The organism is Chitinophaga sp. GbtcB8 (genome assembly GCF_019091455.1).
GTDB lineage: Bacteria > Bacteroidota > Bacteroidia > Chitinophagales > Chitinophagaceae > Chitinophaga.
In genome coordinates this window covers 108,000-126,088 of the sequence record NZ_JAGXJN010000006.1, presented here as the reverse complement: position 1 = coordinate 126,088, position 18,089 = coordinate 108,000, and the positions used below count along the sequence as shown (strand labels likewise).

Here is an 18,089-nt window from a genome sequence, read left to right as displayed (position 1 = left end):
TTCAATGTGTTTCTTCCTTTGTGATGGCTGTGCCGTTCTTTTCCGTCATTGTTACCTTTACCTTCTCTGTTTCCTGCTCAAGATGGCTGATGTTAAACTCCTGTACCCTGCCATCCAGCAGCTCCACGCGTAGCTTGTCTGCAGCAGTGGCCTGCACGCTTTTGATCACTGCCTTATTTTCATACGGCTCAATTACAGAAAGGTATACCGCCTGCCGGCCCTTGCTGCGCACCGCATAGGTTTTCCTTCTGGGTGTTTCATCACCAAAAGGATAATCGCTGCCCAGCTTTACTTTTAACCGTACTGCTTTTATACTGCCAAGATCAATGCTTACTGTTGCAGGCTGTGAAACATCTTCAGGCGTAGCTGCCAGCGCGGTTAACATAGAATCGCCGCTTAGCTTCACCGGCCCGCCCAGGTAATCTTTATTTTTCACCGCAGGCTGCCGGATGTTGGTATATGTAATGGGTAAGCTGCTTAACGGTATGTTCTTTCCATTTTGCAATACAATGATGGCATTACCCCAGAACAGGGCCGGATTTGAAGCAGCTCTCAAACGCAATTCCAGCGACAGCTGTTTTACATTATTAAGCGGCAGGTCAATATCTGCCGTACCCAGGATCCATGCACCGGTGCTATCTTTTTTCAGGGTGCTGCCATCACCTTTTATCGTATATACTACCTGGTTACTGATGCCATGATCTTCAGGCGTGGTAGCTGTCATGATCTCTGTTTGTAAAGGCCAAACATTGTATACATCCAGCTGTAAAACGCCATCCTCACTATTAGGCGCGCGGGTGCCGCTGTTATCACAATCCTTGCCCCAGCAGGTGCCGAATGCGGCTTTGGCAGCTCCGTTTACGTTCCGCCAGCTGCAATCTGTAATGAACTGCGCGCTGCCCAGCGGGTCGGTATTCATTTGTGCGGTGTGGCGTGCAAATTGTTTTTCGTTTGCGGTGACGCCTTTAAATCCTTTGGCGTTAAACAGCCAGTCATAGGTATGTTCCTGCTGTGCTTTTACATAGTCGGCCAGCACTACATAATCATCTGTTACAATCATGAGGCGGCGCTGGAACACCGGTTCCGTATACCCGGTAACAGCGCCATAGGCAGGCGCTCCGGCTGGTGTGGGCACTGAGCGGCCTTCCTGCCAGCATTTTTCTGCGAAAGAAATACCGCCGCGTTCTTCGTACTGCATACCACCATAAGGCGGGTTTGACCATCTTGCTTTGGTTTCCACCACGGTTGCCTGCATTTTGCTGCCGGTATAAAAAAGGGTACGATGGCTTTCAACCGGCTCCTGCATTTTCTGATCCACTACTACCATGTTCTTTGACATGGATGTTTGTACATAGAATTTATACATGAAATTGCCGTAACCGTACCACACCATTTCCGGATTATAAAAGCTGCGGCCATACCGGCTCAGGTTCAGCAGGTTAGTACGGTCAAAGTGGCCATGAAAGCCGCCATGGGTACCGTAATGCAGCGCTGCCTGGATCTGCTCCCGCTGCGGCCTGCCGCTTTTACCGGAGCGTAACATTACAATGCCCATATTGTCTGCAAAGGCCGATTTACCTGTTAATACAGAGGATACCTGCGGCAGCTCCGGCACACCATATAACAAGTCCCTTTCACTACTTCTGCGGATGATGGCTGCATATTCAGGATCATGATACAGATAATAAGCCAGCTCAAAAGGCTGGCCGGTTACCAGGTTTTCCTGTGCATCATTTACGGCAAACATAATACCCCGGTAATCTGTAAAAGAGGGCAGCGCATCCCACATATCTTTAATACCGGTGCTGTTCTTGGTTACCGGCCCCCATTTGTCGAAGTTCATGCCGTACAAACCCGGCTGCATCATGTCGGGCATCAGCGAGTAATAACGCGTGGTGCCGGAAGGCAGGCGCATATCTTTAAAGTTAATGCCCCAGGGTTCCAGGGCCAGGGCTATCTGGGAAAATTCGCTGGCGCACCAAACGTTATAGCTGATGGAACACTCATACCACCATCCGTCATTCATTACCCCGTTTGAAAGGTGATCAGTAATGCCGCATGGCCCGCTGAAAATGCCTTCTGCCAGGTGCCAGTCCTGCAGGGCCAGCGCACAATACAAAGCGCCGGTTTCCTCACTCAGCTGCCAGTTGTTGATAGCGCCGCCACGTGCGCCCAGGTTAACTGTTTCAATAAAAAGGCGGAAGGTGTTTTCTATGTCCGCAAGATCCTTTTGTGTCAACACACCGGATGGAACGATCATATCATAAGCCATGGCAATATGCTGAAAGAAATGGCCTTCCTGCACAAAGCTCTGGTGGCAGGCCCGCAGGGTTTTAGGATACCCGCTCTCCGGATCGCTCAGGCGCCGCAGGAACAGGGCCACTTTTTCCGCATACTGCTTATTACCGGTAAGCTGGTAGGCAATACCTGCTGCCATAAAATTGAACTCCTCCTGCGTATTAAAAAGATGCAGGCCTTTATCAGCATTATCGGTACCAATTCGTGTAGCCGGTTCCGGTACCTGCCATTTATCAGCCAGGTCTGTATATTTACCCTGCGCTGCTTTGGCCCATGCATAATGTGTTACCTTATCCTTTACCTGCTGCCAGCGCGCAGCTGTGTGTAAGATGTTGGGATAAGGCAGCGCCGATGCCGTGATAAGCGTTATACCAGCATCCGTTAAAGTTCTGCCATTGGCCAGTACGCTGATCACCTGCTTTTCGCGGCTGCCTGCAGGCGAACGGTCTGTAACTTTTACTTTTACCGTGCAGGTTTTGGTTTCGCCGGGCGCCAGCTCCAGCAAAGCGGGTTCCAGCGTGGTTTGCATGGATTCCCAGCCGTAATGGGCTGCCTGCAGGCTCACGGATTGTTTTTCCTGCGTAGTATTACCTACGGAAAGTATATACGTGGCCGTTGTACCGGGTTGGGCTGACTTACCCATAACCGCTGTGCTAAGTGCAATCACCTCTCCTTTTGTAAGCTGTACATCCCGCACACGTGCGCCTGCGACCCGGATGATGACCTCCTTTACCGTTTGCAGTGCTTTTGTGCGCTGCGCCTCACTAATGCGGAACAACCGCCAGGGCACCACCACCCGCTGCCAGCCGGTACCGGCAAGCGGAATGGCGGCTGCTATTTCAGGATAGATGTTATCTTTTTCATAGCCAGGTACTTTTATTACCACCTCTACATTTACCGGCTTATCTGCAAACACCTGCAAGCTGATGCCGTAAAATTTTGTCCAGTCGTGCACACCTTCGTTAATGATGCGGAAACCATGGTTATATTGCCTACCATCCGGGTAACGGTAAACGCCGCCCTGCCAGTCTGAAAGGTCTGCCTTTCCAATAGGTTCTGTTAACTGTGCCTGCAGCTGAATGGTGATACAACATCCCAGCGCCAGGAGCCATAAAAATCTCATAATTGCCTGTCTTTATTTTTATGATTATCCAGGCCCTGCTTCGTCATTGCGAAGCATAGGGCAGGTTTGTGCGGAGCATGCCTGAAGCAATCTCCTGCCATTCATTCGGGGGATTGCTTCGTCGCCCCACACCCACAAAATCCTTTATGCTCCTCGCAATGACGGTGCTCAATACCCAGGATTTTGCACCAGCGCATGATTAATCCCTATCTGATCCTGCGGAATGGATGTTAAATAATTCTTGCGGGTCATAGGCGCTGTTGGCGGCGCAAATAATTTCAATGCGCCATTTGCAGGGTTTACACCATAAGGAAAAACACTGGCCCTGTAAATAGGCAGGTTGTTATTCGGATTTACGGCGGTGGCAAATTCTGTAGGCTGCCCGTTATACTGGATCACCACTCCTTCTGCCGGCTGGTTCAGGTTTGCTTCTGCTATGCCCCAGCGGAACAGGTCTGTAAAGCGGGTATTCTCATTCTGCAGCTCAATGGTTCTTTCCCGGCGGATCTCTCCCAGCATGGTAAGACCGGGATGCTGTGCTATCAAAGCATTGGTGAGGGGCGCCACACCGGCCCTTTCCCGTACCTTGTTAACAGAAAGGTTCAGGTCTGCATCAGAAATGCTTCCGTTACCCAGCTCACATTTTGCTTCTGCATAAATAAGGTATACCTCTGCCAAACGGATCTGCGGGTAATCATACGATTCCTGGTAATCGTTCCTGTTCGGGTGCTCCGACGACCATTTGCGGTTGCTGTAACCTGTGTTGCTGTTATTATAAAGATCCGGGTAATACGGTTTTATACTGGATGGCCAGTTAAACAGGTCTATATAGTTGGCTAATGTATAATTAGCGCCAAAGGCTGAGCTAAAGCCCCAGTAGCGGTTTCCGGGAATACCCACCATGCCGAGCATGCGGTAATCGCGGTTCTCATACTCATCCCTCATTTTGGCATATCCTTTAAACAGCGGGGAGGCTGAAGGCGGCAAACCATCTTTACAGGTATACATATCAGCCAGCTTGCGGGTAGGCGCACCTGCACCGGTATGCGTAAGGTTGGCATTACCCTGCAACAACGAATAATCATATTTGCTGGAAAGTATAAACTCCTTATTATTAGCCTTGGTAAGGCCTTTGGGGTTGGACAGGTTATCTTCCAGCACAAAAAGGTAGTAATAGCTTAAGGAGTCCAGGTCGTTAAACAGCTTGTAATCCGGGTAGCTCATTACGTCGGCAGCCAGGCTGGCGGCCTGTGTAAGATAGGCCGGGATGTTGGCAGAGCTGACGCCTTTAGAGCCTGCGCCTGTGCTTACCCCATCGCCATCCGTAGTATTGCCCACGTATTTTTCATAGGTACCTTCGTATAGCAGTACCCGTGCCTTAAACGCTTTGGCTGCCTGCTGGCTTACCTGGCCTTTATCAGCCGCAGCTATGGCGGCTTCCAACGGTAAGCCGGCAATGGCCACATCCAGGTCTGATAAGATCTGTTTTACTACTTCGTAGCGGCTGTTGCGCGGACCGTACAGCTCGGGGCTGTTAATATCTACCACAATGGTATCAATGGGTACGCCGCCAAAACGCTTCAGCAAAAAGAAATGATGCCAGGCACGAAAGAAATACGCGGCCGCCACGTACTTTGTTATATCCGCAGCATTACCGTTATACTCCCGCGCTTTTTCAATTAAAATATTATTACCGCGCAGGTACTTATAAGGGTTGTTCCAGTAAATATCGCTGGCATTCAGTGCCACCGGCCATCCGTAACCACCATCAATAATATCACTGCCCTTGTCTTCCCAGTTATAAATGCTGCTGCCATCTACCGGCCGGAAGCCGATCATCTTGTTATAAAAATCATTGGCCGCGGCTTTAAAATGTTCCGGTTTGGTAAAGTACACGGCTTCCGAAGGCGTATCCTGCGGATCCAGGTCCAGGAATCTTTTGGTACAGGCTGATTGTAACAGCGTAACTGCAACCAGCATCAGTATATAAAATCTTGCTTTTTTCATCCGTAATTTTTTTTGCTTAGAAAGTAATATCAAGGCCAAAGGACCAGGTTCTGAAAAATGGATAGCTGTTATCAGAGCTCTCTCCCCTTTCCGGGTCAAAGCCATCTTTTACAGAAGTGATCTCAAACAGATCATTGCCGGAGAAATAAAGGCGGGCCTTTTCCATTTTTATAACTGAGGTAAGCGAAACCGGTATGGTATACCCTATTACCAGGCTCTTTAACCTTGCGTAGCGCAGGTTCTGCACATTCACATCATTGTTCTGCCAGTTCCAGTTGTTGATATTATTATCGAAAGACAAACGCGGATATGCTGCATCCGTATTTTCAGCGCTCCAGGTTTTGCCAATGTAGGTAGTGTTCACATTGAGGTAATTACGGAAGAAAGGCGCACGGGCATTACCGGTACGCAGAATGTTCCATTTGGCAACACCCTGTATAAAGGCGCCGAAATCAAAGCCGTTCCATTGCGCGCCCAGGTTAAAACCAAAGGTGTAATGCGGGTTAGCATCGCCGTAATAAGATACATCGCCACTGCCTTTTACGCCGGTACCAGTGGTAGTGATCCTGCCATCGCCATCCAGGTCTACCCGTTTGAGATCGCCGGGGTGAAAGGTATTGGTAACACCGGTATAGCTGGCTGCATCGCCTGATGCACCGTATTTAGCCATGTAAGCAGTAACCTCTTCCTGGGTTTTAAAATAACCATCTGTTTTATACAGGAACAGGGCATTTAAAGGATAACCCTGGCGAATGGCGTTCTTGCCGGCCACCCAGGTATCTTTACCGGCGTAGGATGTTACCATGGTTTTATTATCGCTCAGGTTAAAACCCAGGTTGTAACGTACCTTACCGTTAGCGGCGCTGCCATCCCAGCGAAGCGCCAGCTCCCAGCCGCGTGTTCTGAAGGTGCCATTATTGGTAGTAGGCGCATTGCCGCCTAACATGGTAGGATATACGAGCGCTATCAGCATGCCCACGTTCTGTTTTTCAAACAGGTCAAAGCTGCCGCTTAAGCGGTTGTTCAATACACTGAAATCAAGGCCAATGTTCTTGTTCACCATGCGCTCCCAGGTACGCTGGTTGGTGGTGATACCTGCCAGGTAAGCGGTGCTTTGCAGGCCGGGCGTAACACCGAACAACGCAGTGCCGTTCACATTCACCGTAGCAATATAATCGTACAGGCCAATATTGGCCTGGCCGCCGGTTTCACCGTAGCTGCCCCTCACCTTCAGGTCATTTAACCAGCGCAGGTTTTTCATAAACGTTTCTTCCGTGATACGCCATCCTCCTGAAACGCTATAAAAATTGGCCCAGCGGTAACCTGCCTGGAAACGGCTGGAACCATCCCGCCGCCCCAATACTTCCAATAAATATTTTTTCCGGAAATCATAGTTCGCACGGCCTATGTAAGATACCAGGCCCCAATGGCTGGCCCCTCCGCCGTTCAGCTGATTATACGCTGCGCTGGCGGGAGAAATGGCGGTATTAATATCATACAAACCATCAAACTGCAGCTGTGAGCGCGAGGCGCTGAGGCCCCTGGTTTCCGACAGCTCCGCCGTATTGGCCACCATAAAAGCCAGGTTATGATCCGCACCAATCGTTTTCGTATAGTCGAGCTGAACGCCATAGTTCTGGTAAAGGGTATTGCCTACTGTATTTGTTACTGACGGGTTATTAGGTGGCGCGTATTGTACAGAGTTCACCTTATCACCCACCCAGTTGTACAGGCTAAAAGTTTGATTGTAAGCTTCCTGCCAGCCGTTCCTTTTCACAATGGCTGCGGTACCGGATAAACGAAGTCCGTCTATGATCTCCACCGTAAGCTTACCATTGAGCCGTAAAATGCCTTCTGTATTTTTGGAAGTGCCGCCGCTCTTTGTAAAGGCTACGGGGTTACGGTAGCCGTAATCATCATAATACTGGCCCGTGGCATTATACACCGGGAAAATGGGTGCATCAAAATAACCGTTACCTATACCGTTACGCGGGCTTTGCACTAAACGGTCGTCATAGGCAACCTGTGTTTCCAGCTTAACGGCTTTGGATATATTATAATCGTAGTTCAGGCGCAGGGTATATTTCTTTTCCCCGTCATACGCTGTTTTTAAGAGTGATTTACTATTGGCGTAACCGAGCGACAGCATATACCTGCTTTTATCTGAACCGCCCCGCAGAGATACATTCTGCTGGGTTGACCATGCCGGCCCGTATAATGCATTTTGCCAGTTATTATCAGCATAATGGTGTATGATACCGTTGGGATCTGTGTAGTCAAATGATTCGTTGTTGGCCATGCGCTGCAAGTTGTCTTTGGTCCATTGCGGGTACCACTCCACCGGGTTGCCGTTTGCATCCCGCTTATCAGCAGTGGCGGTAGCCAGGTATAAGCTGGCCCACTGCGGCATATTAGCCCATGGCACATTAATGCCTATGGTGTTTACGCTTACATTGCTGTTTACGCTCACCTGCATTTTGCCGCTTTTACCGCGTTTGGTGGTTACCAGCATTACCCCGCCCTGTGCGCGGGCGCCATAAATAGCGGCCGATGCATCTTTCAGCACCGTTACCGTTTCAATATCATAAGGGTTGATCTGGTTCAGCTCCCAGGTGCCTATTACCGGTACGCCATCTATAATGATCAGCGGGTCCACACCGGTTACAGATGATTCACCCCGCAAACGGATGGCCAGCCCCTCGTTGCCGGGGCGCGAAGATGTTCTGGTGATGCTAAGCCCCGGTACTGTACCCTGCAACGCTACTGCTGCATTGGCCACCGGCCGGTCTTTAAACACTTCTGCGCCTACCTGCGCAATGGCGCCGGTGAGGGTGGCTTTTTTCTGGGTGCCGTAACCTACTACCACCACATCGTTCAGGTTAGCATTGGTTAATTTTAAGGTGATGCGTGATACCTGCGCGGCATTGGCAGATATATCCTGCGACTCAAAACCCAGGTAACGCACCTCCAGCACCTCGTTGCCGGATGCATTGATCTTAAATGAGCCGTCACTGTTACTATGGGTGCCCCTGTTTGGCACACCTTTAATAATAATACTGGCGCCTGCCACCGGTGCGCCGGCAGAATCCACCACTTTCCCTGTTACAACGGAAGTTTGTGCATAGGTGTGTGCGAAAATGAAAAAGGTAAAAAGCAATGAAACCAGGCCATACCTTTTACAACGTGTTTTTTTCATACGGGAATTTTTGATTTACAGAGTGTTCACATGACGCCTTGTCCCCGGCCAGTGACAAATCAAAAGTATCAGATACCCCCAAGATCATGGAGGTACAGATTCGGATAAAAAGGGTATATTTTTCGCCCAAAGCGCCCGGAAAGGCGCATTAACAGCGGAAAAAGGGAGGGTATAGAATTGGTACGGGGAATTTAGCCCTGCTTAAAATTTACATGGTGGGTATTGTGGAAAGGTTTGCGGAACTTCTTAATGTACTCCGATGGGTTCATGCCAAAAAGCTCGTTAAAATACTGGCGGAAGTACTTAATATTATTAAAGCCTGCCATGGAAGCTATTTCGGTGATATTGTTTTCGGTATTGATCATAAACTCCGCGGCTTTGCGCAGGCGTATAAAACGGATAAACCCGCTGATGGACTGCCCGGACACTGATTTTACCTTTTTATACAGGCCGGAATGGCTCATGCCCATTTCCCGGGCCAGGGTGCGGATGGAAAAGTTATCGTCGTCCAGGTGGCTTTCCACTATTTTAATACAGCGGTCCAGGAACTCTTTGTACTCAACGGAAACTTTGAGGTCGTTCCTTTTAAGGGTGATCTCATTATAAAAATACTGCTGCAGGGTATTGCGCTTTCTTAAAGTGCCCTGTACCCGGGCTTTCAGCAGCTCTTTTTCAAAAGGTTTGGTAATATAATCATCGGCCCCGCTTTCAATGCCTTTCAGCTGGCTTTCGGAGGTGGTGGTGGCTGTAAGCAGTATCACCGGGATATGGCTTAGCGCCGGAGTGCTTTTTATGCTGCGGCAAACATCTATGCCGCTCATTTCCCGCATGGTTATATCGCTGATAATTACATCCGGCAGGTAATCGGTGGCCATTTTCAGCCCTTCTTCCCCGCTGGCAGCTTCCAGGATGGTAAAACCATCTGCAAAAAGCTGGGCTACATATTTACGCAGCTCCTCATCGTCATCAATCACCAGGATGGTTTGCTGCTCTGTAACCAGCACCGGCAGGTCTGTTCCGGGCTTTTCAGGTATAGTATCGGCAGCCAGCTCCCGCAGGAAGATGGAATTTTCCGGCACATCCTGGAAAATGGTTTCATGCCCTAAGTGTGTTTGGCCTTTTAGCAGCACCAGCTGAAAGCGGGTGCCTTCCCCTTCCTTACTTTCATAGCTCACCCGGCCGCCATGCCGGTCCACAAAGTGTTTTACCAGGTATAAGCCAATGCCAAAACCTTTGGCAGATGGCGCTGCTGCATTTTTTACCTGGTAAAATTTACGGAACAGCTGATCGCCTGTTTCCGGCGCAATGCCGCAACCAGTATCTGTTACAGATACCTGTACACTATCATTCAGCTCCGTTATGCTAAAGGTAACCGCTCCGCCGGTGGAGGTGAATTTCAATGCATTGGATAAAAGGTTAAAGAGCACGATCTCTATCTTTTCCCGGTCCACATACATGGGCAACGGCGTATCCGGGCATTCAAAGCGGTAGTCTATCTTTTTGATCTTTGCCTGGTGTACAAAACATAAGTACACCTCTTTGCAAATGTGCCCGAAATCCAGCTGCACTATTTTAAGCTGGTCGGCCTCACTATCTGCTTTGCGGAACAGCAGCAGCTGATCTACCAGGCTTAGTAAACGGCGCGCATTACGGTACACCGTGTTCAGCTCTTCCTGTTCCTGGCCGCCTGTTCCGGCTGTCAGCATTTCTTTAACCGGGTTAATGATCAGTGTAAGCGGGGTGCGGAACTCATGTGAGATATGCGTAAAGAACGAGAGCTTTTTCTCATGCAGGTCCCGCTCCTTTTGCGCATTCACATGCGCCAGCCGTACCTCATACTTCAGGCGGTTCTGCCGCATTTTATACAAAAAGTACAGGTAAACGGAGCCTGTTAACAGCAGCGTATATAACAGCCATGCCCACCAGCTGCGGTACCAGGGCGGCAGCACTGTAATTACCAGGGCAATTTCCTGTTTGTTCATTACGCCTTCTGCGTTGGTACAGCGTACCCTGAAAGTATACTTACCTTCATTGAGGTGCGTATAGGTAGCAGTACGCATGTTACCGGCATTGTTCCAGCCTTTATCCCAGCCCTCCATATAATAGGAGTAGGTAATTTTATTGGGAGATGAAAATTCCAGCGCGGTGAATGCAAAGGAAAAAACTGCTTTGTTATAGGGCACTTTAACTGCTGCTATGGCTTCAGGACTAATGGCAGTAATAAACGCTTCGTTCTTTTGCAGGGGGGCATTGTTCACCGCCACATCCGTTAATACCAGCTTTAGCTGGTTATCCTGGCTTTTGATCTGCCCCGGGTAAAAAAGGCTGAAGCCTTTAATGCCGCCAAAGGCCATCTCGCCCGAACGCAGCTGCCGGGCTGCATTGTAGAAGAACTGGTTACTCTGCAAGCCATCACCCTGGTAATAATTCGTAAAGCTGCGCGCTGCCCGGTTAAACCTGGACAGACCGTTATAGGTGCTGATCCACAGGTTGCCGCTGCCATCATCCAGCATATTTAAAACCGCATCATTACACAAGCCGTTCTCCGTAGTGTAACGTGCAGTAATAGTATGCGTGCGTTTATCAAACAGGAACAAGCCGCCGCCTTCCGTACCTACCCATAACTGGTTGCTGCCATCATCATAAATAGCGCGCACTGTATGGCCAATGGTATAGAACGCATGCTGCCGGTTCACCTTATCGATCTTTATCAGCTGGTTCAGGTTACCGCCCCAGAGATCCCCGTTCGCATCTTCCTTTAAACAGAACAGGTCTGATAAGCGGTCATCAAACATATCAAAAGCATCTTTGGCGGTGTTGTAGCGGTACAAAGCGCCGTACACCCCGCCACTGCGCAGGGTAGATGCCCACAGCTGCTTATCCTTATCCGTATACAACACAAACACCACCTTGTTTTCCGCATGTGAAACGGGGTTAATACAGGGATAATGTTTAAACTGCTGCGTGGTATTATCAAACTGCTGAATGCCTTTTGTATAAGTACCTATCCACAAATGCTGCTGCGCATCCCCTTCCAGGCAGGTAATAAAATTATCGGACAGCGAATGCGGATTTGCAGGATTATGTACGTAGGCTGTAAAGGTATTGGTATGGCGGTTCCATTTGTTAAGGCCATAACCGTCTGTGCCTATCCAGAGGCTGCTGTCGCGCGTTTCATAAAATGCAGCAACCACATTGCCTGTCATAGTATTATTGCTGCCACGCTCCCGCCGGATGGTTTGAAAGCGGCTTTTCTGCGGGTCAATAATATTGATGCCGCCCCGCAAAGTGCCGATCCATTTCCGCGATGCACCATCTTCATACATAGTATGAATAGCGCCGCCGCTTAATTCATCCCGGCCCTCTCCTGCTTTAATATGCCCCACTTCACCGCTGTAAATATTCCAGGTGCAAATGTTGCCGGTTTCAGTGCTGATCCATAACTGCTGCTTATCTTTTGTAAGCATGAGTGAAAGCACCAGGCCAGGTTCCAGCGGATCGTTTATGCCGTCAAATATTTTATTCAGCTCACGGGAAACTACGTTATAAGCATATACCGCCGTACCTGCGCCTACCCAGATAGTTTTGCCATCTGTAGCCAGGCAGGTGGCGCCTGGCAGTAAAGTGTTCACGAGGTTCAGCTTTTGCGTAGCTGCATTGTACAGGGCCAGGCCCTGGTTCTGCACCATTACCCATACGCGGTTGCCAGCATCCGTAAGAATGGCATGCACCCCGTATTTATGGGTTTCCGTGCCGTTGAGAATAAGGGGTATTGAGCTGCAGGAGCTGGCGCCCTGTCCGCTTAACAGTAATCCCAATCCCTCTGTTCCTATAAAAACATGATCCTGTTTATCTATTCCGATACTTCTTATAACGGTGTTGAGCTTTTGTGAAGATGGCCCATAGGTAATGCTGGTAAACCTTGACAGCAGCGGGTTATAGCAGCTTACACCCTGGCGGGTGCCTATCCACAAAAAATGATGCTGATCTTCTGCAATGGCAGTAATAATATTATTAACCAGGGAATTGGTATCGCTCAGCTTATTGCGGAACACTTTAAAACCATAACCATCATACCGGTTCAGCCCATCGTAGGTACCGAACCATATAAAACCATTGTGATCCTGGAAAATACAGCGGACCGTATTGTTCGATAAGCCCTGTTCTATGCCCAGGTGATTGATAGCCGGGTACGGCCCAGCGTATGCTGCATGGAAATATAAAAAAGCAAACAGTGTATAGAGAATCCTGTGTACAGCTTTTTTCATAACGTTTCATTTGACCCCTGCCCACTAATCTAGCAAATTTTAATCAGGATGGCCGGGATTTTTCCCGGTTCCCTTTCTGCGATCACTTCACATATTTCCCCGCCGGTTTCAAAACGCCGCCACGAGGGTGATCCGCTGCTTTATAATTGGAATGCGTACCAGTATATTCAGGGAATTCCGGATAAGGATAAACAGGTCTTTGAAATCTAACATCCTGCGTGCCGCAGCAGCCTAGCGCGCTGGTTATAATTTTATCCGGGACTGCACCCTGCTCCACCCATTTAACCAATGCCAGCAGCACATCGTGCTCACTGTCTTGTTTTGCAGCGGTAACGGGGTTTTGCCCGAAATCATTAATGCCTGACCCGCCGCCACAGTGGCCCATTCCCGGTATCAGAAAATAGCGGAAGAAATGCTGTGTCTTTTTTAAGCTGCCCTGCCGCTGTATCACCCGTTCATAATAATTTATAGCGTCCGGGTAGGGCACCAGCGGATCTGCTGTGCCTGTGAACATAATCAATTTCCCCCCCGCTTTTTCAAAGCGGCTCAGATCAGGATCATTGGCATTCAATGCTGGCCCCAGCAGGGAATCTATGATAGCCTGGTCCTTATCAAAATCAAAATGCCGGTAATCGAATCCGGCGCCAAACACCCAGCGGTAAAGGTAAAACAGGCCGGCTGCTTTGGCCGTTTGCTGGTATTCCAAACCACCACCTGCATTTTCACTACCGGGCGGCGGAGCGCAATAAATTTGCTCTCCTGTGCGGGGATTCACCGGTCCCCGGTATATTTTTTTCAGGGCAGCTATCTGAGCATCCGTAAGGCATTGGCCCTTGCTGCCATTCCCACATTTAAAGAGTGAATCAAGGTTAAACTTTACTATTCGCGGATCGGTGAGAAAGCTGTCTGTGGGTGCGCCGCCACTTGCGCCTGCAAATTTTTCCACAATCGTTTTGGTGATGTAGGAAAGGTCTGCTGCTGAAAACCGGCTACCCGTTGTTTCATTGGTGGCCTGATGATTTAATATAAATCCGGTGTGTAAATGGGTGCGGTTATTTGCCGGTGCACCTGCAATAATCCCGTTATAATCGCCCGGATACCGCTGCGCTTCCATTAATGCCTGCTGACCGCCGGTTGAGCAGCCCATAAAATAAGCATGATGGGCGGCTTTCCCATAATAAACTTCCAGGATCTGTTTAGATACAAGCGTCATTAAATGAGTGGAACGGTATCCGAAATCAATCCAGCGCTCCGGCTGGCCGATGGATGAATCCACATTAGGGGATGTACCCATATCTGTATTAGCCGTTGCATATCCCTTTCTTAAACCCTGGGCCAGCTTATCATAAACAATATTGCCCCCGCTGCCTCCATTACCGGTTCCAAGGAAACGGCCGTTCCAGCTGTTGCGCGGCATCCAGAGCGCTATCCTGATGTTTGAAACCGGTGTTGGTTTAAGGGTTGCTGATACCAGGCAAAATGCGGGAAGCCCATCCAATGCTTTTGCAAATGCGGCCGGTTGGTAAGAGCCGGAATCCACGTATTGAATATCTGTTATGGTTAACCCGGGCAGCCCTAAAGCAGTGATCTTTTGCCGCAAGTGCTCAATGCTGATCTTATTCTCTTGTGCGCTTACTGTATTTAGCCGCAATAGAGTTACTCCAATTATAAAAGCAATGATAAAGGTTCGTTGTTTTGATCTCACAATAAAATTGTTTATCCTTTCCCGGTACAATATTTATTGAAGATAAAGATCATCGGTCTAATTTTATAACGCAATTGTATTCACACAATCCCCAAATGCAACATTACATTATTCACAATCTTATCGCAACGGCTAAGGTGGAAATTGTAAACACGCTCTTTCAGATAACCCGTCAAATTTTCCCGCAGCATTGTTTTAGCCCTGTTCAAACGGACCTTTACATTCGGTTCTTCAATATTTAAAACGGCGGATGTTTCCCGCACAGACAGATCTTCCATTTCCCGCAGTACGAAAACAAGGCGGTACTTTTCCGGCAGCTGTGCAATGGCCTGTTCCAGCACATGGCTCAGCTCCTTATTGTCTAATTCATTGGCCGGTGTTTGCATACTTATGAAATTATCTGGTTGTTCAGGATTGGAAAGGATACGCTTACTTTTCCGCTTTTGCTCATAACACTGGTTCAGCATGATCCTTGTTAGCCAGGTGCCAAATGAGGAACGCTGTTCAAAACGGGGCAGGTTTTCATAAGCATTGATATAAGCCGTTTGCATGGCATCTTCCGCTTCTGCCTCAATTTCCAGGATAGACATGCCTATCCGGTACAATCGCTGGTTATACTTTCGGATGAGCAGCTCAAAAAGCCGCTTTTCGCCTGCAAGGATCCTTGCAATAAGTTCCTCATCGGACATAGAGCCCGATATTGTACCCGGTTGACCTGTCATATCATTTAGATGAAAGCATCCTAAAAAGGTTACATTTTTTGGGTAAAAAATCTTCAGCCCCGCGCATTTGAAAAAATTTTGTAACCTTTTAAGAAGTCATTGCTCTAAAAGGTGTATCAAAATTAATCTATCATGGCAACTCTTAAGCAACTCCAAAGCACCTTAAAGCTCACATTCGGTATTGTACCGATCGTAGCCGGCCTGGACAAATTTACCAATTTGCTGACCAATTGGGTTGATTACCTTGGCAATAATAAAAGCATGATCCCCTTTGACCCTATGACATTTATGAAAATGGTAGGCGTTATTGAGATCATTGCCGGGATCCTTGTGCTGGTGCGGCCGCTGATCGGCGCTTACGTTGTTATGGCCTGGCTGATCTGTATTGCCCTGCAGCTGATCATTGGTGGCAATTATTTCGATGTAGCCGTACGTGACCTGGTAATGGCGATAGGCGCTTACACCCTTGCCCAGCTCACTAAAATGCAAACAGCAGGTAACCGGTAAATACATCCTATTTTCTCCGGAAATCGGTGGGGCGTGATTGGGTAAACTCCTGGAAAGCATCGCTGAAAGAGCTGATAGTGAAATACCCTACCTCATACGCAATATCACTGATAGGCTTTTGCGTTTTCAGGATCATTTCTATGGCCTTCACCATGCGAATGGTTTTGAGGAACTGAAGAAAGGACAGCTGTATGGTTGACTGGAACAGCCGCGACATAGAACGTTCACTGATATTAAAGCGGCTGCTGACGCTTTTCAGGGTAAGCCGCTCACCCATATTTTTTTCCAGGTACCGGATGATCTTCTGCATCTGCTCATTATCCGTTGTCGGCAGGATAATGGGCAGTGCTTTATTATTAAGCTGCGGCAGAATATTTTTCAGCGCCACCAGGAACTCAAAATTTTCATCCTTATTACTTACATGCCTGCCGTCCCAGCGTTCGGTATAATTGATCATCTGGATCAGCAGCTCACTGGCGGGATAAATACCCAGCTTACCATAAAAAGGGTTTACCCCATCTTCCTGCGCATAGAAATACAACGACCGGAGCACCGTTGCCGAATAACCGATACGCAGAATATGTTCCATACCCTGCGGGATCCAGAAATAATGCCTGGCCGGCACCACATAGGTGCGGTAATCAATTGTAATATAGGCAATACCCCCTTCTACATAACTTAGCTGCCCTTTGGTATGCTTGTGCAGGGGGATGAGCTTTTCTGACTTCTCGTGCATCACGAACACGCTGTTCTTCTGCTTGTCAATTTCCGGCAGGGCGGCAATCAATCCCATATTATAATACAGGCAGGCACTTTTATCTGCCGGAACAAAGGTAAATATAACTTTGGCCGGAATCATGTAAAAATTGTCTTTTTAAGGGAAACGGGATAAGCATCCGCTTAATACTTTTGCGTCCAGAAATTATGAGCCGCAGAATAAGTACATTTTTAGCCGGTTTGTTATTTGCAGGTTATGCCTTTCCCGCCTATGGACAAGCTATCACTGCTGCAAATGACACACTGAGGATCTCCCTGCCGGAAGCCTGGCAAAAAGCAGAAGAGCACAGCCGCTTAATTGAGATCAAAAGAAAGGCTGCCCAGGCAGCAGATGAAGAGATCCGGGATGCCCGGACAGAGCGCTATCCTGAACTGGGTATCATGAGCAGCGCAGAAAAAGCAACCAATATTCCCATCTATGAACACGGGCTGTTTTCCTCACCCACCCAGCATGAGGTCATTCACACGTTATACCGGGTAGGTACCGACTTTTACCTGAACCTCTATAATGGCAATAAGCTCAATCTGAAAATAGAAGAGGACAAAACACTGCACCAGATCAGTCTGATCCGGAAAGACCAGGCTGTTTCAGATATACATTATAAGACCGCAGCGCTGTACCTGGAGCTGCAGCAATCCTTTATTTTCAGAAGCCTGATCACAGAGGATATTGCCGACCAGGAAAGACAGCTCAAAGAGATCAGGGCATTCCACAAAAACGGAACAGTGCTTAAAAGCGATGTGCTGCGCGTAGAGCTTGACCTGTCCAAACGGAAAATGACATTGGTAACCATTGAAAATGATATACTCATTACCAGTCAAAAGCTCAATATTATTATGGGTGAGCCGGATGAACGGCCCCTGCTGCCTGCGGATCTCAATACCCACCAGGATGAGCACATTTCCTATGAGCAGTACCTGGCAGAAGCCCTGCAGCATTCTTTCGATTATCATATTTCAGCACAACAAACGGAGCTCAGTAAAATACACCTGCGGCAGGTAAAAGCCAATGCACGTCCCAAAGCCGGGGCCTACGGGGATTTTTACTATGCTAACCCGCAGATCTTTTTATATCCCTATAACCCGTACTGGTATTCGCTTGGCATAGCCGGCGTAAAAGCTTCCTTTCCGATCTCCGCACTCTATCACAATGTGCATAAGGTAAGGGCCGCAAAACTGGAGCTGGAACAGGAAGAAGAAGCCCATAAGGATACAGAGGACAAAGTCCGGCAACAGGTAAAAGAAGCGCTGCTCCGCTATAAAGAAGCTTTGGTGCAGATAGGGGTAGCGGAAGTGAATGTAGCGCAGGCAGAAGAAAATGCGCGCATCACTAAGAATACCTACTTCAACCAAACCTCGCTCATCACAGACCTGCTGGATGCAGATGTACAGGTGCTGCAAACCCGCTTTGAGCTGGCTGCAGCCCGTATCAGGGCCCAAACCAAATACTATTTACTCCAAAACATAACAGGCGTTCTATAAATAC

9 protein-coding genes are annotated in these 18,089 nt (G+C 48.5%); 2 read left to right on the top strand and 7 right to left on the bottom strand.

Going from position 1 to position 18,089, the window contains the following annotated elements:
• Window position 1: 1 nt before the first annotated feature.
• From KVT36_RS08885 to KVT36_RS08860, 6 genes are all read right to left on the bottom strand, one after another.
• Window positions 2–3,421: an alginate lyase family protein gene (locus KVT36_RS08885; RefSeq protein WP_217603138.1), complete on the bottom strand. Its 3,420-nt coding sequence runs from the start codon at window positions 3,419–3,421 to the stop codon at window positions 2–4.
• Window positions 3,422–3,589: 168 nt separating this feature from the next.
• Window positions 3,590–5,428, bottom strand: coding sequence for a RagB/SusD family nutrient uptake outer membrane protein (locus KVT36_RS08880; RefSeq protein ID WP_254639915.1), 1,839 nt, complete (start codon window positions 5,426–5,428; stop codon window positions 3,590–3,592).
• 16 nt (window positions 5,429–5,444) lie between these two features.
• Window positions 5,445–8,624, bottom strand: coding sequence for a SusC/RagA family TonB-linked outer membrane protein (locus tag KVT36_RS08875; RefSeq protein WP_217603137.1), 3,180 nt, complete (start codon window positions 8,622–8,624; stop codon window positions 5,445–5,447).
• Window positions 8,625–8,815: 191 nt separating this feature from the next.
• Window positions 8,816–12,892, bottom strand: coding sequence for a two-component regulator propeller domain-containing protein (locus KVT36_RS08870; RefSeq protein WP_217603136.1), 4,077 nt, complete (start codon window positions 12,890–12,892; stop codon window positions 8,816–8,818).
• An 82-nt stretch (window positions 12,893–12,974) separates the two neighbouring features.
• Complete coding sequence (locus tag KVT36_RS08865; RefSeq protein WP_217603135.1) at window positions 12,975–14,597, bottom strand: tannase/feruloyl esterase family alpha/beta hydrolase; 1,623 nt, start codon at window positions 14,595–14,597, stop codon at window positions 12,975–12,977.
• 80 nt (window positions 14,598–14,677) lie between these two features.
• Window positions 14,678–15,286 (bottom strand): sigma-70 family RNA polymerase sigma factor, encoded by a 609-nt coding sequence (locus tag KVT36_RS08860; protein ID WP_217603134.1) that lies wholly within the window; start codon window positions 15,284–15,286, stop codon window positions 14,678–14,680.
• 165 nt (window positions 15,287–15,451) lie between these two features.
• Here KVT36_RS08860 and KVT36_RS08855 point away from each other — a divergent pair, with 165 nt between their 5' ends.
• Complete coding sequence (locus KVT36_RS08855; protein WP_217603133.1) at window positions 15,452–15,826, top strand: hypothetical protein; 375 nt, start codon at window positions 15,452–15,454, stop codon at window positions 15,824–15,826.
• Window positions 15,827–15,833: 7 nt separating this feature from the next.
• Here KVT36_RS08855 and KVT36_RS08850 read toward each other — a convergent pair whose 3' ends face one another.
• Window positions 15,834–16,685 (bottom strand): AraC family transcriptional regulator, encoded by an 852-nt coding sequence (locus tag KVT36_RS08850; protein WP_254639914.1) that lies wholly within the window; start codon window positions 16,683–16,685, stop codon window positions 15,834–15,836.
• A 65-nt stretch (window positions 16,686–16,750) separates the two neighbouring features.
• Between KVT36_RS08850 and KVT36_RS08845 the strand changes: the two genes are divergently transcribed.
• Window positions 16,751–18,085 (top strand): TolC family protein, encoded by a 1,335-nt coding sequence (locus tag KVT36_RS08845; protein ID WP_217603132.1) that lies wholly within the window; start codon window positions 16,751–16,753, stop codon window positions 18,083–18,085.
• Window positions 18,086–18,089 lie beyond the last annotated feature (4 nt).

Coding starts and splice junctions, on each gene's coding strand:
- KVT36_RS08885 (WP_217603138.1), bottom strand. CDS start 3,421: ATGAGATTTTTATGGCTCCTGGCGCTGGGATGTTGTATCACCATTCAG.
- KVT36_RS08880 (WP_254639915.1), bottom strand. CDS start 5,428: ATGAAAAAAGCAAGATTTTATATACTGATGCTGGTTGCAGTTACGCTG.
- KVT36_RS08875 (WP_217603137.1), bottom strand. CDS start 8,624: ATGAAAAAAACACGTTGTAAAAGGTATGGCCTGGTTTCATTGCTTTTT.
- KVT36_RS08870 (WP_217603136.1), bottom strand. CDS start 12,892: ATGAAAAAAGCTGTACACAGGATTCTCTATACACTGTTTGCTTTTTTA.
- KVT36_RS08860 (WP_217603134.1), bottom strand. CDS start 15,286: ATGTCCGATGAGGAACTTATTGCAAGGATCCTTGCAGGCGAAAAGCGG.
- KVT36_RS08855 (WP_217603133.1), top strand. CDS start 15,452: ATGGCAACTCTTAAGCAACTCCAAAGCACCTTAAAGCTCACATTCGGT.
- KVT36_RS08850 (WP_254639914.1), bottom strand. CDS start 16,685: ATGATTCCGGCCAAAGTTATATTTACCTTTGTTCCGGCAGATAAAAGT.
- KVT36_RS08845 (WP_217603132.1), top strand. CDS start 16,751: ATGAGCCGCAGAATAAGTACATTTTTAGCCGGTTTGTTATTTGCAGGT.